Source organism: Cellulomonas algicola, from assembly GCF_019024305.1.
GTDB classification, from domain to species: Bacteria; Actinomycetota; Actinomycetes; order Actinomycetales; family Cellulomonadaceae; genus Cellulomonas; species Cellulomonas algicola.
In genome coordinates, this window is sequence record NZ_JAHKSJ010000006.1 from 152,548 (window position 1) to 176,948 (window position 24,401).

At 75.5% G+C, this 24,401-nt stretch carries 18 protein-coding genes; 10 read left to right on the forward strand and 8 right to left on the reverse strand.

Features of this window, described 5'->3' with window-relative positions; all coding sequences use genetic code 11:
- The first annotated feature begins 132 nt into the window (after positions 1-132).
- Complete coding sequence (locus KOV94_RS04830) at positions 133-627, forward strand: inorganic diphosphatase (RefSeq protein ID WP_124344043.1); 495 nt, start codon at positions 133-135, stop codon at positions 625-627.
- 144 nt (positions 628-771) lie between these two features.
- Here KOV94_RS04830 and KOV94_RS20940 read toward each other — a convergent pair whose 3' ends face one another.
- Entirely contained in the window at positions 772-2,220 is a 1,449-nt protein-coding gene (locus KOV94_RS20940; protein ID WP_308160365.1) for a C40 family peptidase, read from the reverse strand.
- 522 nt (positions 2,221-2,742) lie between these two features.
- Here KOV94_RS20940 and KOV94_RS04840 point away from each other — a divergent pair.
- The 3 genes from KOV94_RS04840 (at position 2,743) to KOV94_RS04850 (ending at position 6,341) form a co-directional block, all read left to right on the forward strand.
- Positions 2,743-4,062 (forward strand): bifunctional o-acetylhomoserine/o-acetylserine sulfhydrylase, encoded by a 1,320-nt coding sequence (locus tag KOV94_RS04840; RefSeq protein ID WP_218051351.1) that lies wholly within the window; start codon positions 2,743-2,745, stop codon positions 4,060-4,062.
- A gap of 138 nt (positions 4,063-4,200) precedes the next feature.
- Complete coding sequence (metX, locus tag KOV94_RS04845) at positions 4,201-5,418, forward strand: homoserine O-acetyltransferase MetX (protein ID WP_371852388.1); 1,218 nt, start codon at positions 4,201-4,203, stop codon at positions 5,416-5,418.
- A gap of 197 nt (positions 5,419-5,615) precedes the next feature.
- Positions 5,616-6,341: a maleylpyruvate isomerase N-terminal domain-containing protein gene (locus KOV94_RS04850; RefSeq protein ID WP_218051352.1), complete on the forward strand. Its 726-nt coding sequence runs from the start codon at positions 5,616-5,618 to the stop codon at positions 6,339-6,341.
- Between the two features lie 10 nt (positions 6,342-6,351).
- On the opposite strand, the gene KOV94_RS04855 is transcribed toward KOV94_RS04850, so the two are convergent.
- A complete protein-coding gene (locus tag KOV94_RS04855; RefSeq protein WP_218051353.1) occupies positions 6,352-7,056 on the reverse strand; it encodes a DUF5995 family protein in 705 nt (234 codons plus the stop codon).
- A gap of 195 nt (positions 7,057-7,251) precedes the next feature.
- Here KOV94_RS04855 and KOV94_RS04860 point away from each other — a divergent pair, with 195 nt between their 5' ends.
- Both KOV94_RS04860 and KOV94_RS04865 read left to right on the forward strand, forming a co-directional pair.
- Complete coding sequence (locus KOV94_RS04860) at positions 7,252-8,199, forward strand: zinc-binding dehydrogenase (protein WP_218051354.1); 948 nt, start codon at positions 7,252-7,254, stop codon at positions 8,197-8,199.
- 15 nt (positions 8,200-8,214) lie between these two features.
- On the forward strand, positions 8,215-9,180 hold the full coding sequence (locus KOV94_RS04865; RefSeq protein WP_218051355.1) for an alpha/beta hydrolase: 966 nt from the start codon (positions 8,215-8,217) through the stop codon (positions 9,178-9,180).
- Positions 9,181-9,235: 55 nt separating this feature from the next.
- Here KOV94_RS04865 and KOV94_RS04870 read toward each other — a convergent pair whose 3' ends face one another.
- Complete coding sequence (locus tag KOV94_RS04870; protein ID WP_218051356.1) at positions 9,236-10,891, reverse strand: restriction system modified-DNA reader domain-containing protein; 1,656 nt, start codon at positions 10,889-10,891, stop codon at positions 9,236-9,238.
- 267 nt (positions 10,892-11,158) lie between these two features.
- Entirely contained in the window at positions 11,159-11,455 is a 297-nt protein-coding gene (locus KOV94_RS04875) for an MTH1187 family thiamine-binding protein (protein WP_218051357.1), read from the reverse strand.
- A 93-nt stretch (positions 11,456-11,548) separates the two neighbouring features.
- Here KOV94_RS04875 and KOV94_RS04880 point away from each other — a divergent pair, with 93 nt between their 5' ends.
- Positions 11,549-12,010 (forward strand): DUF6174 domain-containing protein, encoded by a 462-nt coding sequence (locus KOV94_RS04880; RefSeq protein ID WP_218051358.1) that lies wholly within the window; start codon positions 11,549-11,551, stop codon positions 12,008-12,010.
- A 93-nt stretch (positions 12,011-12,103) separates the two neighbouring features.
- Here KOV94_RS04880 and KOV94_RS04885 read toward each other — a convergent pair whose 3' ends face one another.
- The 4 genes from KOV94_RS04885 to KOV94_RS04900 all read right to left on the reverse strand — a co-directional run bounded on the left by KOV94_RS04885 (position 12,104) and on the right by KOV94_RS04900 (position 18,432).
- Positions 12,104-15,064 carry an FAD-binding and (Fe-S)-binding domain-containing protein gene (locus KOV94_RS04885; RefSeq protein ID WP_218051359.1) on the reverse strand — a complete coding sequence of 987 codons (2,961 nt, stop codon included), beginning with the start codon at positions 15,062-15,064 and terminating at the stop codon, positions 12,104-12,106.
- A gap of 75 nt (positions 15,065-15,139) precedes the next feature.
- Positions 15,140-15,577 carry an OsmC family protein gene (locus KOV94_RS04890; RefSeq protein WP_124343217.1) on the reverse strand — a complete coding sequence of 146 codons (438 nt, stop codon included), beginning with the start codon at positions 15,575-15,577 and terminating at the stop codon, positions 15,140-15,142.
- 112 nt (positions 15,578-15,689) lie between these two features.
- Entirely contained in the window at positions 15,690-16,871 is a 1,182-nt protein-coding gene (locus tag KOV94_RS04895) for an AAA family ATPase (RefSeq protein ID WP_124343218.1), read from the reverse strand.
- 112 nt (positions 16,872-16,983) lie between these two features.
- Positions 16,984-18,432, reverse strand: coding sequence for a D-alanyl-D-alanine carboxypeptidase family protein (locus tag KOV94_RS04900; protein WP_218051360.1), 1,449 nt, complete (start codon positions 18,430-18,432; stop codon positions 16,984-16,986).
- Positions 18,433-18,673: 241 nt separating this feature from the next.
- Between KOV94_RS04900 and KOV94_RS04905 the strand changes: the two genes are divergently transcribed.
- The 3 genes from KOV94_RS04905 (at position 18,674) to KOV94_RS04915 (ending at position 24,324) form a co-directional block, all read left to right on the forward strand.
- A complete protein-coding gene (locus KOV94_RS04905; RefSeq protein WP_124343945.1) occupies positions 18,674-19,297 on the forward strand; it encodes a hypothetical protein in 624 nt (207 codons plus the stop codon).
- 83 nt (positions 19,298-19,380) lie between these two features.
- Positions 19,381-19,971 carry a protein-L-isoaspartate O-methyltransferase family protein gene (locus KOV94_RS04910; protein ID WP_218051361.1) on the forward strand — a complete coding sequence of 197 codons (591 nt, stop codon included), beginning with the start codon at positions 19,381-19,383 and terminating at the stop codon, positions 19,969-19,971.
- A gap of 201 nt (positions 19,972-20,172) precedes the next feature.
- Positions 20,173-24,324: a S8 family serine peptidase gene (locus KOV94_RS04915; protein ID WP_218051362.1), complete on the forward strand. Its 4,152-nt coding sequence runs from the start codon at positions 20,173-20,175 to the stop codon at positions 24,322-24,324.
- Positions 24,325-24,401: the final 77 nt, after the last annotated feature.

Below are 24,401 nucleotides of genomic sequence, written 5' to 3' on the forward strand. Positions count from 1 at the left end.
GCCGGTGCGTCAGACTACTGTCCGAGACAAGGGCGCCCCCGACACCCCGGCGCGCCGTTCACGACGACCGACGAGTCGCCGGGTCCGCCGGCCCCATCGAGGCTGGGCGCGGACGTGGTGCTAAGGAGTGCTGTGGAGTTCGACGTCACGATCGAGATCCCCAAGGGGCAGCGCAACAAGTACGAGGTGGACCACGCGACGGGCCGCATCCGGCTCGACCGCATGCTCTTCACCTCGACCCGGTACCCCGACGACTACGGCTTCATCGAGGGCACCCTCGGTGAGGACGGCGACCCGCTGGACGCGCTCGTCCTGCTCGAGGAGCCGACCTTCCCGGGCTGCCTGATCCGCTGCCGTGCGCTGGGCATGTTCCGCATGCGCGACGAGGCGGGCGGCGACGACAAGGTCCTGTGCGTCCCGACGGGCGACCAGCGCGCCGCGTGGCGTCAGGACATCGACGACGTGTCCGACTTCCACCGTCTCGAGATCCAGCACTTCTTCGAGGTCTACAAGGACCTCGAGCCCGGCAAGTCCGTCGAGGGTGCGCACTGGACCGGTCGCGCCGAGGCCGAGGCCGAGATCGAGCGGTCGCGTCAGCGCGCGATCGACGCCGGGTACAACCACTGAGCGACGACCAGCACTGAGCCGTGACCCGGCCGCGCCACCGTGCGGCCGGGACGGACGACGACGGCCCGCCACCCTCGACGCGAGGGGGCGGGCCGTCGTGCTGCCGGGCCCGGGCGGTCGTCCGACCGCCGACCGGCGGGGTCGTCAGGGGCGACCCGCGTAGGGCATGGTGCCCGCCCAGCGCATCGCGACGAGCCGCACGGGCTTGTTGAACGTCGGGGCCTCGATGATCTGGCCGTTGCCCGCCCAGATCGCGACGTGGTGGATCGCGTCGGGGTTGTTGGGGTCCGTCGACCAGAAGACGAGGTCGCCCGGGCGCAGCTGGTCGTACGAGATCTTGAGGACCTGCTTGTACTGGTCGCGCGACGTGCGGTTGAGGCTGACGCCGCCCGCGCTGCGCCAGGACGTGCCGGTCAGGCCCGAGCAGTCGTAGCCCTCCGGACCGACGCCGCCCCAGACGTAGGGCTTGCCGAGCTGGGTCCTCGCCCACTCGACGGCGGCCGCTCCCCCGCCCGCCGAGCCGCGCGAGCGCCCCGTGCCGAGCCCGTACTGGCCGCCCGTCGCCGGGGGTGTCGTGGGCTGCGCGGTCGAGCCGCCGCCCGTCGAGCCACCGCCGGTCGAACCGCCGCCGGTCGAACCGCCACCGGTCGAGCCACCGCCCGGGGAGCCACCGGTCGAGCCGCCGCCCGTCGACCCGCCGTTCGACCCACCCGTCGACCCGCTGTTCGAGCCACCGGTGGAGCCGGTCGACCCGCCGGCGGAACCGGTCGAGCCTCCGGTCGAGCCCGTCGACCCGGACGACCCGCCCGAGGCGGGCGGGGCGACCACGGGCGGACGCAGCGCCGCCTGGCGTGCGGCCTCGTCGGCGCGCGCACGCCGGTCGGCCTCGAGGGCGTCCTGCCGAGCCCGCTCGACCTCGGCGCTGGTCTGCCGGGCCGCCGCGAGGGCGGAGATGAGCTGGTCGCGCTCGGCGGCGCCCGCGGCGAGCGCGGCGTCGCTGTCCTGCTGCGTCTTCTGCGCGGTGGCGAGCGCGGCGGAGGCGTCCTGCTCGGCAGCCTTCGCGTCGTCCTCGGCCGTCCTCGCGCGGTCGGCGAGGACGCTCGCGACGAGCTGGGCGGCCCGGAACTCCTGCACGGCCTCGTCGGCCTTGCCGGTCATCTGCTCGAGCGCGGTGGAGCGGCGCGCGACGTCGCGGAAGCCGTCGGCGGACAGCACGGCCTGGAGGGCCTCGACGTTCCCGCCGGACCGGGCGGCTTCGCGGGCCATCGCGACGAGGGTGCGGCGCGCGTCCTCGGCGCGGGCGTCGGCGTCGGCGGAGCGCTGCACGGCGTCGGCGGCGGCGACCTTGGCGGCCTCGGCGGCGGCCAGCGCGACGGTGTAGTCCTCGCCGGCCTTCTGGACGGCGAGCTGCGCGGCGTCGGACTGCGCGGAGAGCTGCGCGAGGCGCAGCTCCATCTCGGCGACCGAGCGGGACGCGGCGTCGACGGCGCGACGCGCGTCGCGGACGTCCTGGGCGGACGGGGGCGTCGGGTCGGCGGCGGCGACGTCGGCGCCGATGATCCCGGAGGTGGCGACGACGACCGCGGCGGTCACCAGCCGGAGGGTCCGCCGGGGAACCCGGCGTCGGCCCTCGTCGGCACCGAGCACGCTGTCGAACCGCACCACTGCACTTCCTCCGGACGCTCGCACGGGCCCCTCCCCGGGCCCGTTCGCGGTTCGACGCTACCCACGTGAGTCACAGAAGTGAACAGAAGTCACACGAGCAACACGAGTCACACCGTTGTGGTTAGGGACGTATCGGACGTACGCTCACCCGTTCGGCCGAGATCGTCCGGTCGCCGACGTCGGGCCGCTGTTCCGGCTGTCTCACATCACGGGACGGCTGTGTCATCCAGCGGATGGTCGCTCGTACTCTCGGTCGCATGACCCGTCGAATGTGTCGCTGACCAGCGCACGTTCGGCATGCCCGCGGACAGGTGACCAGCCCCGGCCACACCCGCGACGAGCCAGACGCTCGACACGTGCGCCCCTCCCACCCCTTTCCGCGGGACGGACGTCGGCTGCCCGAGCTCCCCGCGGACCGAGCACCACGGATCCCCGAGAGAGAGCAGACCGATGAGCAACGAGAGCTGGAGCTTCGAGACCCGCCAGATCCACGCGGGCCAGGCCCCCGACGCGAGCACGGGCGCGCGCGCCCTGCCGATCTACCAGACGACGTCCTACGTCTTCGACTCCGCGCAGCAGGCCGCGGACCGGTTCGCGCTCAAGGAGCTCGGCCCGATCTACACGCGCATCGGCAACCCGACGACCGAGGTCGTCGAGAACCGCATCGCGAACCTCGAGGGCGGCGTCGGCGCGCTGCTCGTCGCGTCGGGCCAGGCGGCGGAGACGTTCGCGATCCTCAACATCGCGGAGGCGGGCGACCACGTCGTCGCGAGCCCCTCGCTCTACGGCGGCACGTACAACCTGCTGCACTACACGCTGCCCAAGCTCGGCATCGAGACGACGTTCGTCGAGGACCCGCACGACGCCGAGTCGTGGCGCGCGGCCGTCCGCCCGAACACCAAGCTGTTCTTCGCGGAGACGATCCCCAACCCGAAGTCCGACGTCCTCGACATCGAGCTCGTCGCGGACGTGGCGCACGAGAACGGCGTGCCGCTGGTCGTCGACAACACCGTCGCGACGCCGTACCTCATCAACCCGCTGCAGTGGGGCGCCGACGTCGTCGTGCACTCGGCCACCAAGTACCTCGGCGGGCACGGCTCCGCGATCGCCGGCGTGATCGTCGACGCGGGCCGCTTCGACTACACGGCCGACCCGGAGAAGTTCCCCGGCTTCAGCAAGCCCGACCCGTCGTACCACGGCCTGGTCATCGGCGAGGCGCTCGGCAAGGACGGCGTCTTCGGCGTCAACCTCTCCTACATCCTCAAGGCGCGCATCCAGCTGCTGCGCGACCTCGGCGCGGCGGCGTCGCCGTTCAACGCGTTCCTCATCGCGCAGGGCATCGAGACGCTGTCGCTGCGCGTCGAGCGGCACGTCGCGAACGCGCAGAAGGTCGCCGAGTGGCTCGAGGCGCGCGAGGACGTCGTGACGGTCCACTACGCGGGCCTCGAGTCGTCGCCGTGGCACGCCAACCAGCTCAAGTACGCGCCGCGCGGCGCGGGCGCCGTCCTGGCGTTCGAGATCGAGGGCGGCAGCGAGGCCGGTCAGGCGTTCGTGTCGGCGCTCGAGCTGCACTCGAACGTGGCGAACATCGGCGACGTCCGCTCGCTCGTCATCCATCCCGCGTCGACGACGCACAGCCAGCTCACGCCGGAGGAGCAGCTCCGGTCCGGCGTGACGCCGGGCCTGGTCCGCCTCGCGGTCGGCATCGAGCACGTCGACGACATCCTCGCCGACCTCGACGCGGGCTTCCGGGCCGCCAAGGGCGCCTGACCCGTGCCCTCGTCCCCGCCGCCGCCCGGCGAGCCCGCCCACGGCTCACCGGCCGGGCGCGGCGGGGACGACCCGGCCGTCCCGAGCCGCGAGACCGCGCCCGGGCACCCGTCCGACCCGCCCGTAGATTGGGATCTCGTGCCCGACGACACGTTCACGTTCACCCCGTCGAGGGCGCACGCGCGCACGCTCGCCAGCCGCGTGCCGCTCCCCGAGCGGCCGCCCGTGCGCGCGTCGTCGGCCTGGCGCGAGGGCGACCCCGTCGGGCGGCGGCAGTTCGCCGACCTCGGTCCGTTCGCGCTCGAGTCGGGCGGCCGGCTGCCCGCCGTGCGGCTCGCGTACGAGACGTGGGGCACGTTGAACGAGGACGGCAGCAACGCGGTGCTCGTCCTGCACGCGCTCACCGGGGACTCGCACGTCACCGGGCCCGCGGGCGACGGGCACCCGACCGCCGGCTGGTGGCAGTCGATGGTCGGGCCCGGCGCCCCGATCGACACCGACGAGTGGTTCGTCGTCGCGCCCAACGTCCTCGGCGGCTGCCAGGGCTCGACGGGCCCCGCGTCGACCGCACCCGACGGGCGGCCCTGGGGCGGCCGCTTCCCGCTGCTGACCGTCCGCGACCAGGTCGCCGCCGAGGTCCGCCTCGCCGACCTGCTCGGCATCGACTCGTGGGCCCTCGTCATCGGCGCGTCCATGGGCGGCCTCCGCGTGCTCGAGTGGGCCGTCACCGCGCCCGAGCGCGTCCGCTCGATCGCCGCGATCGCCACGGCCGCGCAGACGTCGGGCGACCAGATCGCCGGGTTCCACACGCAGCTCGCCGCGATCCACGCCGACCCGCGCTACCGCGACGGCGACTACTACGACGCCGCCGACGGCGACGGCCCGCACGTCGGGCTCGGCATCGCCCGGCAGATCGCGCACCAGACCTACCGCAGCGCCGCCGAGCTCGACGAGCGGTTCGGGCGCATCCCGCAGGGCGCCGAGGACCCGCTCGAGGGCGGCCGGTTCGCCGTGCAGTCCTACCTGGACCACCACGGCGACAAGCTCGCCCGTCGGTTCGACGCAAACACCTACGTCGCGCTGACGCGCACGATGATCACGCACGACCTCGGCCGCGACCGTGGGGGCGTCGCCGCGGCGCTCGCACAGATCACCGCGCGCGCCCTGGTGATCGCGGTCGACTCCGACCGGTTGTTCCCGCCCGCGCAGTCCGAGCGCATCGCCGCGGGCATCCCCGGCGCGGGACCCGTGCGCACGGTGCGCTCGCCCTACGGCCACGACGGGTTCCTCATCGAGGAGGACCAGGTCGGCGCGATCGTCTCGGAGTTCCTGACCGACGAGGTCCGCACCCGCTGAGCCGCGAGGCGGGTGCCGTCGCCGTCTCCGCGTCCGCCCCCGTCCCTCCGCTGTCCCCGACCGACGGGCACCTGCTCGTGGCCACGCGGCGTCGACGTCCTGGTCACGCGGACGCGTCGACGTGTCACGACCACCGCCCGCGGTCCGCGGCCGCGGAATGACAGGTCCGGGCGACGGGACTGCGGCACGATGGACGGATGTCCTCCACCGACCTCGCCGCCGCGTCCGCCGCCCTGCACGGTCAGTGGGACCGCCTGCGGTCCTGGGTCGCGGAGGTGGTCGACGACGACGTCGTCGACGCGCCGTCCGTCCTCGACGGCTGGTCGGTCGCCGAGCTGGTCGCGCACCTCGGCCGGGCGTTGGACGCGCTCGCCGTCTGCACCCCGCTGCCCGACGGGACCGTCCCGTACACGCTCGCCGAGTACGTCGGGACGTACGTCGCGCGGGCGCAGGACATCGCGGACACGACACGTGACCTGGCGGAGCAGATCGCACCGAACCCGCTCAAGGCCGTCGACGCGATGGCGGCCGCCGCGTTCGCCAACCTCGACGCGCTGGGGCCGTCCGACCGCGTCGTGCAGGCGCGCCGCGGGCCGGTGATGCTCTCGACGATGACCGTGTCGCGCGTGCTCGAGCTCGTGGTGCACGCCGACGACCTCGCCCGCTCGGTGCGCCGCGCGCGCGGCACCGGCGCCGGCCCTGACCCGATCGACCCCGCCGCCCTCGCGCTGGTCGCCGACGCGCTGCTCGACATCGTCGTCGCTCGCGGCGGGTGGAGCCTCGAGGTCGCCGACGCGCGCCGCTGGGTGCGCCTCGCGGCGGGCCGCACGCCCTACGACGTCGACGAGCTGGCCCGCGCCCTGCAGCCCCAGCACACGTCGGAGGCCGTCCCCGACCTCGGCCGGATGCTCCCGCTGCTCTGACGACGCGACGTCAGGGGAAGCGCGTGAGGAGCTGGCGTCCGACGAGCCCGACCGTCCGCGCGAGCGTGTCGCGGACGGCGGCCGCGAGCGCCGTGGGGCCCCGGACCTCCCACAGCACCTGCGCGGACACCCAGGCGGCGTCGCGCGCCTTGTCGATCGAGAAGTTCGTGACGAGGTCGGCGAGCGGCGACAGGGCGCCCGCGTGCTGGACGACGCACGCGTCGAGGAACGACTGCCGGATCGGCCGGACGACCTCGGCGAGCACCCGGTTGACGCGCTCGAAGTCGGCGTGCACGTCGCCGTCGTCCGGGTCGCATCCGCGCGCCCGGCACGTCGCGACGACCGCGAGGGCGAGGTCGAGGTTGATGTGCGCGTTCATCCCCGCGAGCGCGAACTGGACGGGTTCGATGCCGCGCAGAGCCCGACGCTCGACGAGCGGTGCCCAGGCGCGGGACACGGGCCGCTGGGCGGCGACGTCGGCGGGGACGTCGAGGAACAGGCGCGCGAACCGCACGTCGAGGTCCTCGACGAACGACGGGTCGCGGAACGTGCCGTCGACGACGCGCAGCGCGACCAGCGCCGTCACCCGCCGGTAGACGTCGAGGAACACCCCGAGCCCGTCGTCGCGCGCCCACCCGGCGCGCAGCGCGTCCATCTCGGCCACGACCCGCCCGATCGCGACCGACCCGCCGCCCGGCACCACGACTGCCCCCATGACGGGAGCATCCCGAAGCCGCACCCGGTCCGTCATCACCCGCTCGCGCGCTGACGCCCCTCCCGCGATCCCCGCTGCCTCGGGCGGTCGGGGGGTGGGGCGACGGCAGGCGACGAGGACGGACGCGGGCCGGGAGTGGGGTGGTGCGCCCCCTGAGGTGCGCGGACGGCCGGCGGTGGTCGCTACGGTGGCCGGGTGATCGCCGCCTACGCCGCCCGCTTCTCCCCCGACGACCCGCTGGCCGCGCTGGAGGTCGGCGAGCAGCCTGCACCGGAGGCCCGTGACGGCTGGACGGTCGTCGACGTGCGCGCCGCCGCGCTCAACCACCACGACCTGTGGTCGCTGCGCGGCGTCGGGCTGCGCGAGCAGCAGCTGCCGATGATCCTCGGCACCGACGCGGCGGGCGTCACGGCGGACGGGCGCGAGGTCGTCGTGCACGGGGTGGTCGGGGGTGTGCCCGGGCAGGACGAGCCGCGGTCGCTGCTGTCGGAGAAGCACCCGGGCACGCTCGCGGAGCAGGTCGCGGTGCCGACGTGGAACGTCGTCGACAAGCCCGCCGAGCTGTCGTTCGTCGAGGCCGCGTGCCTCCCGACGGCGTGGCTCACGGCGTACCGGATGCTGTTCACGACGGGCCGCGCGACGCCGGGCCAGCGCGTGCTGGTGCAGGGTGCGGGCGGCGGGCTCGCGACGGCCGCGGTCGTGCTCGGCGCGGCGGCGGGGCTCGACGTGGTCGTCACGTCGCGGTCGGCCGAGCGTCGCGAGCGGGCGCTCGCGCTGGGGGCGACGGCGGCCGTCGAGACCGGTGCGCGCGTGCCCCGCGTCGACCTGGTGCTGGAGTCGGTCGGCCGTGCGACGTGGTCCCACTCGGTGCGGTCGGTGCGCCCGGGCGGCACGATCGTCGTCGCCGGCGCCACGAGCGGCGACGCCGAGCAGGCCGAGCTGCAACGCATCTTCTTCCAGGAGATCTCCGTGCTCGGCACGACCATGGGCAGCCGCGACGACCTCCAGCACCTGCTCGCGTTCCTCGCCCGCACCGGTGTGCGGCCCGTCGTCGACGCGACGTTCCCGCTGGTCCGGGCCGCGGACGCGCTCGGCCGTCTTGCGGCCGGGGACCAGTTCGGCAAGATCGTCCTCGAGCCCTGACGACGGGAGGCGCACGTGAGCGGGTGGGCGCCCGACGTCCTCGGTGACGACTACCGCGTCCGCACGCTCGACCTGCGACCCGACGACGAGGGTGCGGTCGTCGCGAGCCTCGTGCGGTACGCGCCGCCGACCGACGAGCCCGTCCGCCCGTCGCGCGCCGTCCTCTACGTGCACGGCTGGTCGGACTACTTCTTCCAGACGGGGCTCGCGGAGCACTGGCACTCGCGTGGAGCGGCCTTCTACGCGCTGGACCTGCGGAAGTACGGGCGGTCGCTGCGGCCCTGGCAGACGCCCGGCTACGTCGACGACCTCGCGACGTACGACGAGGAGATCGAGGCCGCGCTCGACGTGGTGCGCCGCGACGTCGGCGCGTACGGGCGCGTCATGGTCATGGGCCACTCGACGGGCGGGCTGGTCGCCGCGCTGTGGGCCGACCGGCACCCCGGCGAGCTCGACGGCCTGGTCCTCAACTCGCCGTGGCTCGAGCTGCAGGGGTCGTCCGTCGTGCGGCACGTGAGCGGGCCCGCCATCGCGCAGCTCGCCCGGTTCCAGCCGAAGGCGCCGCTGCCGAACATCGACCCCGGCTACTACGCGCGAACGCTGTCGGCCAGCAGCGGCGGCGAGTGGACGTACGACCTGCACTGGCGGCCCGTGCCGTCGTTCCCGGTCCGCGCGGGCTGGCTGCGCGCCGTCATCGCCGGCCACGCGACGGTCGCCCGCGGGCTGCACGTGACCGCGCCGATCCTCACGCTCGCGTCGTCGCGCACGGTGATCAGCCCGCGCTGGAGCGAGGACATGCGCTCGGCGGACGTCGTGCTGGACGTCGAGCTCGTCGCCCGCCGCGCGGTGCAGCTCGGACCGCTCGTGACGGTCGTGCGCATCGCCGGCGGCGTGCACGACCTCACCCTGTCGCCGCAGCCCGTCCGCACCCGGTTCTACGCCGAGCTCGACCGCTGGACGGCCGCCTACGGCTGGGGCTGAGCGCGACGGCGGCGCCGCTCGAGGCGGCGACGCGTGCGGTCCGTGACGCGTGCGGTCAGTACGGGCGCTCGACGCCCGCGGCCTCCGCGAGGGTCGGACCGCCGTCGCCGAGCCGCCACGCGCGCCAGCCGTCGACCGCGTAGTCGACGCCGATGACCGCGGCGGCCGCCTCGTCGGGGTCGGCGAACACCTCGCCGTCCTCGAGCTCGACGAGACCGTCGGGTCGCAGCATCGCCTCGAACCGCTGGCCGCGGCGCTCGCGCACCCACACGAGGGTCGTGATGACCCGGCGACGCTTCGCGAGGATCGCGAGCTCGGGCAGCGGCTCGTCGAACGCGGGCGCGGCGGCCGGCTCGTCGAGGTCCGCGGGGTCGAGCACCGCGGTGGGGGCCGTGACGGCGGCCTTCTCACGCGCGACGTCGAGCCGGTACGCGACGGGCGACGGCTCGGGCGTGACGGGCGTCGTCGGGGGCACGGCCGTCATGGGCGGCACGAGGTTCGCCGGGCTCAGCGGGTTCGACGCGGGGGCGAGCGCCGTCGGCGCACCCGTCGCGGCGCCGTCCGCCGGCGTCGGGGCGTCCAGGTCGGTCGTCCCCGTCGTCGGCGGCGCGGCGGGCGCCGGGGGCGCGGCCGGGGGTGCCGTGACGGCCGTCGGTGCGGTCGACCCGTCGCGGGGCGGCGCCTCGGCAGGGCGCAGCGGCGCGTCGCCCGGGAGGAAGGGGCGCGGGCCGTCGACCTGCGGCGGCTCGGCGGCGGTCCGCGGGCGGATCTGCTGCTCGGACGCGGTGCGCAGGCCGTAGATCGGCGTGAGCGTCATGGGCGCCGGGCCGGTCGTCGTGGTCGCCGGCGTGGCCCGGGTCGGCGGGTTGACGTTCGACGGCGTGCCGGGGCGGCCCTGGTTCTTGGGCTCGCGCGCCGGGCCGAACGGCAGCGGCGTCGGCTCGGTGACGGTCGTGCGGCGCGCGATCGGGGTCGGCGGCGGCGGCGTCGGGCGCGGCGGCGGGGTCACCGACCGGAGCTCGCCGGTCATCGGACGCGTGCCGCGGTTGGTGCGCTCGGCCTCGTACGCCATCGCGGTCGCGAACGCCTCCGACGAGCGCACGAGCCGCAGCGCGGTCGGCTCGACCGGTCGGCGCGCGCCCTCGTGGATCGCGAGCGGCGACACGTCGAGCAGGCGCGAGTCGTCGACGCCGCGCACGACGCCGACCTGCAGCACGTCGACCTGCCGGCCCGGACCGCGCAGGAAGCCGAGGGTGTCGGTGGCCTCGGCGGCGACCTCGGAGCACAGGATCACGAGGCGGACGCCCTCGCGGCGGCTCGCGACGGTGCCGCCCGCGACCTGCTCGCGGAACGCGGCGAAGTCGACGCCGAACCGGCTGGGGTCGGCGTGGTAGGCGCGGGCCAGGTCGGTCGTGGTCATGCGGCCCGCGGCACCCGCGTGGCGCAGCGAGGCGACGACGGCGTCGTCGTCGACGACCTGCACGACCTCGACGACGACGGGACGGCCCGTGGCGTCGAGCGCGAGGAGCTCCGGGAGGTCGGCGTGGTCGGGGGCGCTGGCCCGCCAGCGCACGGCGAACAGGGACTCGCCCGCGACGGCGCTGAGATGGTGGGTGAGGACCGCGGAGCACTCCTGCGCGAACGACCCCGCGAGGGGCTGCATCGGCTGGACGAGGCGCGGCCGCCCCTCGTCGAGCTCGAAGATGGGCATCGCGGTCCCGGCCTTCCTGGGCACGCAGCGGCCGACCGCCTGCCCCGTAGATCGCGCGCACACCCCCGACCGGATGTGCGTGCGTCCACACTTTCCCACAGCCGGGCGGCCCCGTCAGCCCGTCGAACGGGTGGTGCGGCGTGTTTCCGCCCACCCGGGCGGTTTCTCCCGGTGCGTTCTTGGTCACCCGTCCGAGTGGTGGGCATCCGTCCGGGTTCGACCGCCCGTCCCGCCCGCCCGCGCGCCGACGCGGGGGGGCGCCCCCGGTCAGTCCGACGCGAGCGCCGCCTCGACGCGCTCGACCTTGCCCGTGAGCTCCCCTGAGCGCCCCGGCCGGATGTCCGCCTTGAGCACGAGGCTCACGCGGTGGCCGTGCCGGCCGACGGCCTCGGTCGCGCGCTTCACGACCTCCATCACCTCGTCCCACTCCCCCTCGATCGTCGTGAACATGGCGTCGGTGCGGTTCGGCAGCCCGGACTCGCGCACGATGCGGACGGCGTCGGCGACGGCCTGCGTGACGGACTCACCCGCACCGAGCGGGGCGACGGAGAAGGCGACGAGCATGCGCCAACCCTGGTCGCCGCACGTGCCCGATGTCCACCCGGCGAACGGCGCCTCGCGACGCGTCCGGGTCCGTACGCTCGGCACGTGCGGAGGATGACGAGGCGGTGGGCCGTGGGCGCCGGCGCGGTCGTGCTCGTCGCGGGGCTGGGCGGGTGCGGCGACGGCGTCCCGGCCGGGCCCGTCCCCGGAGCGGCCGAGGCGGCGGAGCGGTGGGCCGACGGCGGTGTCGACTCCTACGCGTACTCGCTCACGTCGTCGTGCGGCGAGCGGCTGCTCATCGGGTCGTACCGCGTGACGGTGACCGACGGCGCGGTCACGGCCGTCGAGGGGCTCGACGAGGTCGGGCGACGCATCGCGGGCGAGGCGCAGGACCTCGTGTCCGCGGTCCCGACGATCGCCGCACTGCTCGACCGGGTCGTCGACGCGGACGCGAGCACCGTCCCCGAGGCGACGTTCGACGACGCAGGCGTGCCCACGGCCGTCACGTTCGACCCGTCGCCCGGGGTCGACGACGAGGAGTGCTACGCCGTCGCCGACGTCGAGCCGACGGCCTGACACGCCGCCGCTCCGGACGACCCGACGGACGGGCCGACCGGGCGACCCGACTCGGCCGTGTCGCAGCGGACCGGTCGCCGTACCGCGCCGACCTCAGAGGCGCGACGCGAGCAGCTCCGCGAGGTGGAGGCCCTGGACGCCCGCGAGCTGGTCGGCCTGGGTGCGGCAGGAGTAGCCGTCGGCCAGGTAGACGTCACCGGGGGCGGCGTCGCGCAGCGCGGGGAGCAGGGAGTTCTCGGCGACCGCCACCGACACGTCGTAGTGGCCCTTCTCCATGCCGAAGTTCCCGGCGAGGCCGCAGCAGCCCGCGAGCGCCGAGAACTGCGCGCCCGCGTCGGTGAGCAGCCGGCGGTCGGGCGTCCACGTCATGACCGAGTGGTGGTGGCAGTGCGGCTGGACGACGGCGGTGACGTCGGACAGGTCGGGCACGGTCCAGCGGTCGCCGGGGCCGATCGGTGCGGGGGCCGTGAGGAGCTCGGCGAGGGTGCGCGTCTCGCGGGCGACGGCCACGGCGCGCGGGTCGTCGGGCAGCAGGTCGCGCAGGTCGCTGCGCAGGACGGCGGTGCAGGACGGCTCGAGGCCGACGATGGGCACGCCGTTGACGGCGAACGGGCCGAGGACCTCGAGCAGGTGCGTGAGCTGCTTGCGGGCGCCGTCGAGCTGGCCCGTGCTGATCCAGGTCAGGCCGCAGCACGCGTCGTGCTCGGGCACGAGCACCTCGTAGCCGGCGGCACGCAGGACCTTGACGGCGGCGTGCGCGACGGACGGCGAGAGCGTGTCGCTGAACGAGTCGACCCACAGCAGCACCGGCGGACGCGTCTGGGCCGCGACCGACCCGGCCGTGGACCCGTCGTCGCGCGGCGCGGCACCGGAGCGCTGTCCGTCCGTCGTGGACCGCTCCTCCCACCCCGCACCCGAGGTGACCGTGACCGCGTCGCCCGCGCCGTGCCGGGCCCACGCCCGGAAGGGCGTGCGCGCGAACGTGACCATCTTCCGGCGGGTGTCCATGCCGCCCGCCGCGAGGACGGCCTTGGCGACGGGTCGGACGCCGAGGACCGCGTTGACCAGCGACGACACCCCGGGGACGGCCGTGACGAGCCGAGCCCACCGCGGCAGCCAGCCGAGCGCGTAGTGGTTCACGGGCCGCAGCCGCCCGGAGTAGGTGCGGTGCAGGACCTCGGACTTGTACTGCGCCATGTCGACGCCCGCGGGGCAGTCCGACGAGCACGCCTTGCAGGACAGGCACAGGTCGAGGACGTCGTGCACCTCGGGGGACGTCCAGCCACGGTCGACGAGCGAGCCGTTCGCCATCTCCTGCAGCACGCGCGCGCGGCCACGGGTGGAGTCCTTCTCGTCCTTCGTCGCGAGGTACGACGGGCACATGAACGAGCCGGTCTCGCGGCCGTCGGCCCGGCACTTGCCGACGCCGACGCAGCGGTGCACGGCCGTCGTGAAGTCGCCGGCGTCGTGGGAGAACGAGAAGCCGGAGCCCGCGAGCAGCGAGCGCGCGGCGGGACGGCGCAGGTCCGCGTCGAGCGGGCGCGGGCGGACCAGCACGCCGGGGTTGAGCAGGTCGCGCGGGTCGAGCAGGTCCTTGAACGCGCCGAACAGGTCGATCGCGCGTTCCGAGTACATGACGGGCAGCAGCTCCGAGCGGGCGCGGCCGTCGCCGTGCTCGCCCGACAGCGACCCACCGTGCGACGCGACGAGGTGCGCGGCGTCCGTCATGAACGCGCGCAGCGGGTCGCCCGAACGCTCCATCGGGACGTCGAGGCGCAGGTGCACGCACCCGTCGCCGAAGTGCCCGTACGCGAGCCCGTCGACCTGGTGCGTCGCCATGAGCGCCTCGAGCTCGCGCAGGTACGCGCCGAGCCGCTCGGGCGGGACGGCGGAGTCCTCGAACCCCGGCCACGCCTGCTCGCCCGACGGGGTGCGCCCACCGAGGCCCGCGCCGTCCTCGCGGATGCGCCACATGGCGACGGCCTCGGGTCCCGGTGGGAACAGGCCGACGGCGGTCGTCGCGGCGTCGGCCGCGAGCGCGCGGGCCCGGTCCAGGGCCTCGTCGAGCGTGTCACCTCCGACCTCGACCATGAGCCAGCCGCCGCCCGGGGGCAGGTCGGGCACGGCGGCCGCGCCCTTGACGCGCCGCACGACGTCGACCAGCCGGGAGTCCATGCCCTCGATCGCGAGCGGGCCGTGCGCCAGGAGCGCGGGGACCGCGTCGGCGGCCGTCGGCATGTCGGGGTAGCCGAGCACCACGAGCACCGGGGCGGCAGCGACGGGGACCAGGCGCACGGTCGCGCCGAGCAGCGTCGACACCGTGCCCTCGGTGCCGACCAGGGCCTTCGCGAGGTCCGTCCCGCGCTCGGGGAGCAGGTGCTCGAGCGAGTAGCCCGACACCTGGCGGCCGAACCGGCCGAGCTCCGTGCGGATGACGTCGAGGTTGCTACGGACGAGCGCGTCGAGACCGGGGACCGCGTCGAGGGCACCGGCGCCGCTGCGCGCCTCGAACCGGCGGCCCGTGCCGTCGATCGCGTCCAGCGCGAGCACGTTGTCCGCGGTCCGCCCGTAGGCGACCGCGCGGGGGCCGCACGCGTTGTTGCCGATCATCCCGCCGAGGGTCGCGCGGGTCCACGTCGACGGGTCCGGTCCGAACCGCAGCCCGTGCGGCGCCGCCGCCTTCTGCACGGCCGCCATGATCACGCCGGGCTCGACGCGGGCCGTGCGCGCCTCGGGGTCGATCTCGAGCACCCGGTTCACGTGCCGCGAGAAGTCGAGCACGATCCCCGTGCCGACCGAGTTGCCCGCGACCGACGTGCCACCGCCGCGCGACGTCAGCGGGACGCCCAGCGTGCGGGACACCTCGGCGGCCGCGAGCACGTCGTCCACGTCCCGCGGGAACGCGACGACCTGCGGGACCACCCGGTAGTTCGACGCGTCGGTCGAGTACTCCGCGCGGCGGCGCGAGGTGTCGTCGACGTCGCCGCGCAGGGCGGACCGCAGGGCGTGCACGACGTCGTCGGTACGCACGGCGGAGTCGGTCGTGGCGGTCACGGGTGCAGTGTCGCACCGCGTGCGCGGGACCCCGCGCCCCGCCCCGCAGGCTGGGACGGGGCCGGGGGCCGACGGTCAGTCGAGCGCCGCGTCCAGGGTGATCTCCGTGCCCGTCAGGGCCTTGCTCACCGGGCAGCCCGTCTTGGCGGCCTCGGCGGCGCGCTGGAACCCGTCCGCGTCGAGGCCCTCGACCTCACCGCGGACCGTCAGGTGGATGCCGCTGATGCGGAAGCCGCCCGCGGGGTCGGGGCGCAGCGTGACGTCGGCCGTCACCTGCAGCGCGACGGGCGTGCCGCCCGCCTCGGCGATGACCGCCGACAGCTGCATCGCGAAGCACGACGAGTGCGCGGCGGCGATGAGCTCCTCGGGGCTCGTCGTGCCGCCCGCGTCCTCGGCGGCGCGCTTGGGGAACGAGACGTCGTACGTGCCGACGCCCGAGCTCGTCAGCTCGACCTGGCCGCCGCCCTCCATGAGCGTGCCGTTCCAGGCGGTGCGTGCGGTGCGCGTGGGCATGCGGTCTCCTCGGTGTCGTGGCTCGGTGCACCGGCCCGGCGCACCGCGTCCCACGCTAGGAGCCCGGGCCACGGACCGCGCGCGGTCCCGACCTCCGGCACGCCGGTGCAGGTCAGCGCGCCCGTTCGAGGTGCCCGGCGACGATCTGCGTCGGCGCGCCCGCCTCGCGCAGCGCCCACGCGGCCCGGGCGTGCACGGCACGTCGGCGCGGCTCGTCGAGGCTCGCGTACAGGGCACCGCGCACGACGTCGTGCCGGAAGACGAGCCGGTCGGCGCGCGCGTGCACGAGCCCGGCGGCGAGCGCGACGCGCAGGGTTCGCCAGCAGTCGGCGACGGGGCGGCTCACGAGCGACGCGAGGTCCGTCACGACGAACGACGTGCCGAGCACCGACGCGTGCGCGAGCAGGTCGAGCACGTCGTCGTCGAGGTAGTCGAGCCGGGTGCGGACGAGCGTGTCGAGCGCGGCGAGCCACGCCGCACCGTGCACGTCGACGACACCGTCGCGCGCCTCGAGCGCCCCCGCGGACCGGGCCGTCCGCACGACGTCGGTGACGAACCGCGGGTTGCCGCCCGTCGTCGCGAGCGCACCGCGCAGCGCGGGCCCGACGGCGCCGCCGACGAGGCGCTGCGCGAGCTCGACCGTCGCGGCGGGCCCGAGGGGACGCAGCTCGACGGGCCGGGCGCCGGCCCGGACCCACGCGTCGACGACCTGCGACAGGTCGGCGCGCACGGGCACGGGACGGAACGTCATGACGACGAGCGCACCCGGGACGTCCCCCTCGTGCGCGAGCGCGCGCAGCACGTCGAGCGACGCGGCGTCCGCGTCGTGCACGTCCTCCAGCACGAGCACCCACGGCCCGCCGTCGCCGCGTCGGCGCAGCAGAGCCGCGAAGAGCTCGACCGCGCGCGCGCGGCGCTCCTCGGCGAGCGCGGCCCCGCGGACGGTCGCGCGGCGCACGTCGGCCCGCTGCGCGTCGACGAGGTCGGCGAGCTCGGACTCGACCGGCCCGCGCGCGACGCCCGGCGGGTGCGCGAGGAGCGCGTCGGAGAGCAGCGCGTACGGCTCGGGCCGCTCGGGGGTGGCGCGTGCGGTGCGCAGGCCCAGGCTGAGCAGCCGTGCGCTCGACGCGAGCGCCTCGACCAGGCCGGTCCGGCCGATACCGGCCTCGCCCTCGACGAGCACCGTCGCACCGTGCCCGCCCGCGGCCGAGGCCAGCAGGTCGTCGAGGTCGTCGAGCTCCGCGGCCCGCCCGACCAGCGGCCACGTGCGGCCAGGCTCGGCCGAGGTGCTCATGCGCCCGATCGTAGGGCGACCGGGGCCGTCGCGGCGGGACGGTGGCACGACGACGGCCCGGGTGCGCCAGGCGCCCGGGCCGTCCGTCGTGCCGTGCTGGCGTGCGGTGACGTCAGCCGACGTACTCCCAGTGCCACGCCTCGGGCTTGCTGCTGCCGCGCTCGGCCCAGGACGGGTGCGTCCAGGAGAACTGGTCGGCGTTCGACTTCATCCACGCGTACTGCGTGGTCCCGAAGGACTCGATGCCGCCGCCGAAGTCGATCGCGACACCGGTGCCGTGGTTGGACGTACCGGGCGTCGCGCAGAGCCAGCCCTTGGTCCGGCGGCACGCGACCTGGCCCGCGTAGGAGCGGTACGAGTCGGAGATGCTCATGTTGGTGCCGAACGCCGCGACGTAGGCGGCGTTGAGCTGCTCGAGCGCCTCGGCGGCGTCGCAGCGCAGCTGCACCGCGGAGTCCCACGAGACACCGCAGAGCGCGGCGGCGGGGATCTTGCCGTTGGCGTAGCCGAGGAGCGACTGCTTCCACGCGGCGCGCTGGGCGGCCTGCTCGGCGGCGACGCGCGCAGCCTCCGCGGCCGCGGCGGCCTCGGCGTCGGCCTGGGCCTGCGCGGCGGCGGCCGCGGTGCGGTTGGCCTCGGCCGTCGTGCGGATCTCGTCGGTCAGCGCCGAGACCTCGGCGGCGGCGTCGCGGATGGTCGCCGGGCTGGCGTCGTCCACGTCGGCCCGCTCGACGGGGGCCTCGGTCGTCGCCGCGGGGGTGGGGCTCGCGGTGGTGCCCGGGGTGCCCTGCGTGGCCGGGTCGGTCGCGGTGGGCGTCGGCTCCGCCGCCTCGTCGGTCGTGGCGGGGGCCTCGGTGCCCGAGCGGTCGGCCGCGCGCGACGTGCGCTCACGCTCGGGCCGGACGTCCTCGGGGAGCGCGTCCACGAGGGCTTCGAGACGGTCGGTCGCAGCCTGCAGCTCGGCGAGCCGCGCGGTGTCGACGGCGGCCTGCTGCCCCTCCGTCTGCGCGGCGGTGCTCGCCTCGATCGCGTCGTCCGCGAGACCGACGGCCTGGTCGACGGCGCGCGCGTGGGCGGCGGCGTGCGCCTGGCCGGTGGCCTGGTCCGCCTCGGCCGTCAGGGCGGCCTGCTGCTCCTCGCCCTTGGCGGAGGCGGCGGCGGTCACCGTGCCGCCGAGCCCGATCGCGAGCACCGCGACGACGGCACCCTGCGCGACGCGCGCGGACATGCTGCCGCCTCGGGGCAGGATGTGCGCCCGTGCGCGCGGGGCACGGTGCAGGACCGCGCGGGTCGCGCCGGTGTCGGCGGACACGCGCGCGGTCGTGCCGGTGCCGGCGGGCACGCCGACAGCCGTGCCGGTGTCGACGGACGGGCGCACGGTCGCGCCGGTGTCGGCGTACGTGCGCGGCGTCGGGCCGGTGACGACGGGGGTGTGGTCGGTCCGGGCAGCGGTGCGGTCGTCCCGGGGACCGGAGGGGACGACGGGGGTCGCGGCAGTGCGCGGGGCGACATGCTTGCCTCCCCGCGACCGACGCGCCGGGATCGGCAATCTGTCACTCACGCGCTTCACGTTAAGTGAGTCGGACGGCCGTCCCGGACACTTGAGACGTAGATCATGTGGTGATCCCGTCACGTCTCCGTCACAGAATTCACAGGGAGAGCTCCAGCAAGCGCGTTCCCGCTGGTCACAGCGTCGCCGGCCACCGTTTCGGACACTCCGGACACACCCGTTCGGCCGCTGTGCGCTTCGTCACGCAAGCGCGACACAAGTCCTCCGTGGAGCGACCGCTACGCTTCCGAGCGTGCCAGCCGACGACCCCTCGACGACCCCCGCCCCGCGCGGGCTCGACGACCTCTACGACATCAGCCGGCTGGCCGCGCGGCTCGGCGTCGAGCACTCCACGATCCGCGTCTGGCTGTCCCGCAAGGTGCCGTGGCTGCCCGCCCCCGACGGCCGTCTCAACGGCGGCGCCGTCTGGCGCGCGACCACGCTCGAGGGCATCGAGCAGCGCCGCACCCCCGGCCGCCCCGGCCGCAAGCCCGGCTTCGTCCCGTCGCGCGCCGCCGCCGACGTCGCCCGCACCAGCCCGTCCGTCCCCACCACGACCGGCGCGCTGCCCGTCGTCACGAGCACCGACGCGCTGCCCGTCGTCGCCACCACGACCGGCGCCCTCCCGCTCGTCGCGACCGGCGCCACCGCCGTCGTCGCCACGACCACCGGGCCGCTGCCCGTCGTCGCCACGACCACCGGCGCGCTCCCGCTGCTCGTCACCGGCGCCCTGCCCGTCGTCGCGCCCGCCGCCGACGCGCTCGCCGCGGCGGCCGTCGCCGAGACGACGCCGCCCGCGCTTCCGTCGCTCGTCGAGACCCCCGCCCCCACGGGCGCACCCGCCGTCCCGGCCGCAGCCGCCGCCCCGGCCTTCTAGCCCACGCCGACGTCCGCGCTCGACGCGCGACCCCGCCGTCGACGGCTCCGACGCGCGCGAGCCTCGCGCCGTAGGCTCGGACGATGGGCGCCACCACCGGCCCCGACCCCGAGCGCGCGGCCGACGTCGCGGACGCGATGCGCACCCTCGCGCGCGAGCTCTTCCTCCCCGACGAGCAGCGGCACCGGGCCGGTGAGGACCACCCCCTCCCCCTGTGGCACGGCCAGACGAGCTCGCAGCCCTCGACGGTCGCCGCGATGCTGCGGCTCCTGCAGGTCCCCGTCGGCGCGCGCGTGCTCGACGTCGGCAGCGGGTCCGGGTGGACGACCGCGCTGCTCGGCCGGCTCGTCGGACCCGGCGGCACGGTGCTCGGCCTCGAGCTCGACCCGCAGCTCGCCGACTGGGGCCGCGGCAACGTCGACGCCTGCGGGATGCCGTGGGTCACCGTCGAGCGCGCCGACCCGCACGTCCTCGGGCGCCCCGTCGACGGCGGCTGGGACCGCGTGCTCGTGTCCGCGGCACCCCGCGCGCTCCCCGAGACGCTCGTCGACCAGGTCGCCGAGGACGGCCGCATGGTCATCCCCGTCCGCTCGACCATGCACCTCGTGCGCCGCATGGACGGACGCGTGCTGGTCACGACGCATGGCTCGTACACGTTCGTGCCGCTGCGCTGACGCAGGTCGCGGCGACGGTCGCCCACCGGCGTCGGGACGCGCGTCCGACTCCGACGGGACCCCGACGAAAAAGACGACCGTGCACGGGGGTGACGAATGTCGTGACTCGTCAGTAACGTGCACGAGGCACCCGGGTGCGCGCGCCAGGAAACGGCGCGTCGGCCGGGTGCACGCCGGTCCTCACCAGTCAGGGATGTGCACATGTCACGTCGTCCGTTGCTCGCCGGGCTCACCGCCCTGTCCGTCACCCTCGGAACCGCCGTCCTCGGCGCGCAGCCCGCCACCGCGGCACCGCCCCCGGACACCCCGAGCGCCGCCGACCCCGGCAAGCTCGACCCCCGCGCCGCCGCCCGCGTCTCGCGCGACCTGCAGGACGCCACCGGCCGCGTCACCGCGTTCGTCCAGCTCGACGCGAAGTCCGGCGCCGACATCGTCGCCGACGGCGGCACGCCCGCGCAGGTCCGCGCCCAGGCCGAGGTCACCGAGGACCTCGCCGAGGACGTCGTCCCGCAGGAGCAGACCGCCCGCTCCGCCAAGGCCGCCGAGCCGCAGCGCATCGCCACCCTGACCAACCTCGTCGCGGGCACGCTCGTCACCGGTGACGCCGCCGAGGTCCGCGCGCTCGCGGAGAGCCCCGACGTCGTGGCCGTCTACCGCGTGGCCCGCAAGACCGCCGACAACAGCCACCAGGTCGAGTTCACGCGTGCGCTCGCGACGTGGCAGAGCACCGGCCAGACCGGCGAGGGCGTCCGCGTGGGCGTCATCGACACGGGCCTCGACTACACGCACGCCGACTTCGGCGGCCCCGGCACGGTCGCGGCGTACGAGGAGGCGTACGGCGAGGACGGCACGCAGCCCGTGCCCGCGGGCCTGTTCGACCCCGAGAAGTTCCTCGGCGGCTACGACTTCGCCGGACCGCTGTACGACCCCAGCGTCGACCCGCTGCCCGGCTCGACGCCCGTCCCCTCGCCGGACGACAACCCGATCGACGCGACCTACCTGTCGGACAACGTCGGTCACGGCACGCACGTCGCCGGCACCGCCGCCGGCTACGGCGTCCTGCCCGACGGCACCACGTTCGAGGGCGACTACACGTCGCTGACGTCGGTCGCCGACTGGCAGGTCGGCCCGGGCACCGCGCCCGAGGCCGGGCTGTACGCGTTCAAGGTCTTCGGCGACATCGGCGGCTCGACCGAGCTCACCGGTCTCGCGCTCGACCGCGCGGCCGACCCGAACGCCGACGGCGACTTCGGCGACCGGCTCGACGTCGTGAACCTGTCCCTCGGCGCCGACGGCGCCCCCGCCGACGACCCCGACACGATGCTCGTCGACGCGCTCGTCGCGCTCGGCACGGTCGTCGTCAACTCCGCGGGCAACTCGGGCGACATCACCGACATCGGCGGCTCGCCCGGCAACGCCGCGGGCGCGCTGACCGTCGCCAACTCCGTCGGCGCCCCGCAGACGTACGACGGCATCGACGTCACGGCCGCCGCGAACCCCGCGCTCGTGGGCCTGCACTCCGGCCAGAACTCGATCGCGTACGCCGGCCCCGACGTGACGGCCCCGGTCGCCTACGTCGGCGCGACGTTCGACGGCTGCACCGCGTTCACCGCCGCCCAGGCCGCGACCGTCTCGGGCAAGATCGCCTACCTCTGGTGGGACGACGACGACGCGACCCGCCGCTGCGGCTCCGTCGCCCGGTTCACCAACGCGGCCGCCGCCGGCGCCGTCGGCGTCCTGCTGCCCACCGAGCAGACCGTCTTCTCCGCCGGGATCTCCGGCACCGCCACGATCCCCGGCGCGCAGATGACGGCCTCCACGACCGACGCGCTGCTGCCGGAGATCCAGGCAGGCACGCTCACGGTCCACATCGGCCCGTCGCTCGCGGGCGCGGTCGTCGCGGACCTCGCGGGCGACGCGCTCAACCCGGGCTCGTCGCGCGGCGAGCACGGCTCGCTCGGGCACGCCAAGCCCGACGTCGCCGCACCCGGCACGCTGATCTTCTCGGCGGCGTCCGGCACGGGCAACGAGCCGCAGTCGCTGTCCGGCACGTCGATGGCGTCGCCGCACGTCGCCGGCATCGCCGCCCTGGTCCGCAGCGCGCACCCGGGCTGGGACGCGACGCAGGTCAAGGCCGCCGTCGTCAACACCGCGACCCACGACGTGTGGACCGGCCAGAACCGCACCGGCGACGCCTACGGGCCGCGCCGCGTCGGCTCGGGCCGCGTCGACGCGCTCCAGGCCGTCAACACGAACGTCGTCGCGTACAACACGCAGGACCCGAAGCAGACCTCGGTGTCCTTCGGCGTCGTCGAGGTCGGCGCGCAGCCCGTCGTGCAGAAGAAGACGGTCACCGTGAAGAACCTCGGCACGGCGAGCGCCCGCTACAGCACGTCCGTCACCACGTCGACGACCACCGGGGACGCGTCCATCACCGCGTCGCCCGCGTCGTTCACGCTGCCGGCCGGCGGTTCCGCGGTCGTCACGCTGACGTTCACGGCCGACCCGTCGACCCTGAGCCGTGACCTCGACCCGACGTCCGACGCCGTCACCGCCGGCGTCCCGCGCGAGTACGTCTCCGAGGTCTCGGGCCGGCTCGTGCTCACGTCGGGTGCGCAGGAGCTGCGCGTGCCCGTCCAGGCCGCGCCGCGCCTCGTCAGCGAGCTGACCGCGGCCCCGGTCGCGTTCGCGGACGCCGCCGCCACCACCGCACCGCTCACGCTCGCGGGCCGCGGCGTCGCGGAGGGCGGCTGGTACTCGCTGACGACGCCGCTCGTGCTCGGTGCCACCGACGCACGCCGCGACGCCACGCCCGCCGGCTTCGTCACCTCGGAGTCGACGCTCGCGGCCGGTGACATCCGATACGTCGGCTGGGCGTCGAACGCGCCGCAGGTGGCCGCGGCCGGCGGCGACCCCGCCGCGGAGGGCGTGATCGGCCTCGGCCTCGCGACCGACGCGGAGTGGGCCTCCCTCGGGCTCAACTGGCTGCCGGTCTTCGACATCGACGTGGACGGCGACGGCGAGCCCGACTTCCAGACGGTCGTCGAGAAGCTGCCGGACACCGACATCACGCTCGCCGACACCTACGACCTCGCGACCGGCGACACCGTCAGCCAGTGGCCGGTCAACGGGTTCTTCGGCGACGTCGAGGCCGGTGTCTTCGACAGCAACGTCCTCGTCGCCCCGGTGGACATCGCCGCGCTCGGCCTCGAGCCGGGTACGACGCCGACCGTCCGGGCGTGGACGTACGCGCCGGACTACGCCGTGACGCCGCCGGCCATCGACGAGGCCGACCCGTTCACGATCGACCCGTTCGACCCGCCGTTCTGGTTCGCGCCGGACATCGCGGGCTCGTTCTCGTCGCTCGGTGACGACGGGACGCAGATCCCGGTGCACCGGTCCGCCGACGCCACGTCGGGACAGCTGCTCGTCCTGCACCACCTCAACGCCGACCCGGCCGCGCGCGCGCAGGTCGTCGACGTCACGGTGCCGGAGCCGACGGCCACGACCACGACGCTCAAGGCGAGCGGTGCGTCGAAGGCCGGCCAGGAGCTCACGCTCACGGCGACCGTCGCCCCGGCCGAGGCCACGGGCACGGTGCGGTTCCTCGACGGTGAGACGGAGGTCGCCTCGGCGGCCGTGAGCGGCGGCACGGCCACCGCGAAGGTCCGTCTCGGTGCCGGCTCGCACGCGCTCACGGCGGTGTTCACGCCCGACAGCGCGCTGTACGCGTCGTCGACGTCCGCGGTCGTCACGGTCGACCTCAAGAAGTCCGGGTCGTCCACCGCGGTCACGCTGTCGCGCAACTCCGGCCCGTACGGCGCCGCGGTCACCGCGACGGTCACCGTGACGGGTCAGACGGCGGCGCCCGCGGGCACCGTCGAGATCCGCGAGGGCACCAAGGTCCTGGGCACGGGCACGCTGGCCGTCACGAACCTCGTCGGGACGGCGACGATCGCCCTGCCGCAGGACCTGACCGTGGGCACGCACCAGCTGACGGCGGTCTACACGGGCAGCGCGGACGTCTCGTCGTCGAAGTCGCAGCGGTCCTACCGCGTGACGCCGGCGCTCGCGAAGGCGACGCTCTCGACCGGCTCGTGGACCGTGCCGGCGGGTGCGAAGCCGGCCGTCACCGTGACGGTCTCGGGCGCTGCGGGCGCCCCGGCCCCGACCGGCAAGGTCACCGTGCTGTACAACCTGCGCACGGTGGCCGTCGCCCAGCTGAAGGACGGCGCCGCGACGGTCACGCTGCCCGCCGTGAAGGTCGGCGGCTACGTCACCGCCCTGTACGCGGGCGACAAGGGGTACCTCCCGACCGTCACCACGCACGCCATCACGGTGACGCGGTCCTGACCCGGTCGGGACCGCCCGCGCGGTCCCGACCGAGGCCCTGACCTGGGCTTCTCCTCACGAGGGCGGGTCCTCCGACC

Excerpts from the sequence above, each read along its gene's own strand:
- KOV94_RS04840 (WP_218051351.1), top strand. The coding sequence starts at position 2,743 with ATGAGCAACGAGAGCTGGAGCTTCGAGACCCGCCAGATCCACGCGGGC.
- KOV94_RS04850 (WP_218051352.1), top strand. The coding sequence starts at position 5,616 with ATGTCCTCCACCGACCTCGCCGCCGCGTCCGCCGCCCTGCACGGTCAG.
- KOV94_RS04855 (WP_218051353.1), bottom strand. The coding sequence starts at position 7,056 with ATGGGGGCAGTCGTGGTGCCGGGCGGCGGGTCGGTCGCGATCGGGCGG.
- KOV94_RS04870 (WP_218051356.1), bottom strand. The coding sequence starts at position 10,891 with ATGCCCATCTTCGAGCTCGACGAGGGGCGGCCGCGCCTCGTCCAGCCG.
- KOV94_RS04875 (WP_218051357.1), bottom strand. The coding sequence starts at position 11,455 with ATGCTCGTCGCCTTCTCCGTCGCCCCGCTCGGTGCGGGTGAGTCCGTC.
- KOV94_RS04880 (WP_218051358.1), top strand. The coding sequence starts at position 11,549 with ATGACGAGGCGGTGGGCCGTGGGCGCCGGCGCGGTCGTGCTCGTCGCG.
- KOV94_RS04890 (WP_124343217.1), bottom strand. The coding sequence starts at position 15,577 with ATGCCCACGCGCACCGCACGCACCGCCTGGAACGGCACGCTCATGGAG.
- KOV94_RS04895 (WP_124343218.1), bottom strand. The coding sequence starts at position 16,871 with ATGAGCACCTCGGCCGAGCCTGGCCGCACGTGGCCGCTGGTCGGGCGG.
- KOV94_RS04910 (WP_218051361.1), top strand. The coding sequence starts at position 19,381 with ATGGGCGCCACCACCGGCCCCGACCCCGAGCGCGCGGCCGACGTCGCG.
- KOV94_RS04915 (WP_218051362.1), top strand. The coding sequence starts at position 20,173 with ATGTCACGTCGTCCGTTGCTCGCCGGGCTCACCGCCCTGTCCGTCACC.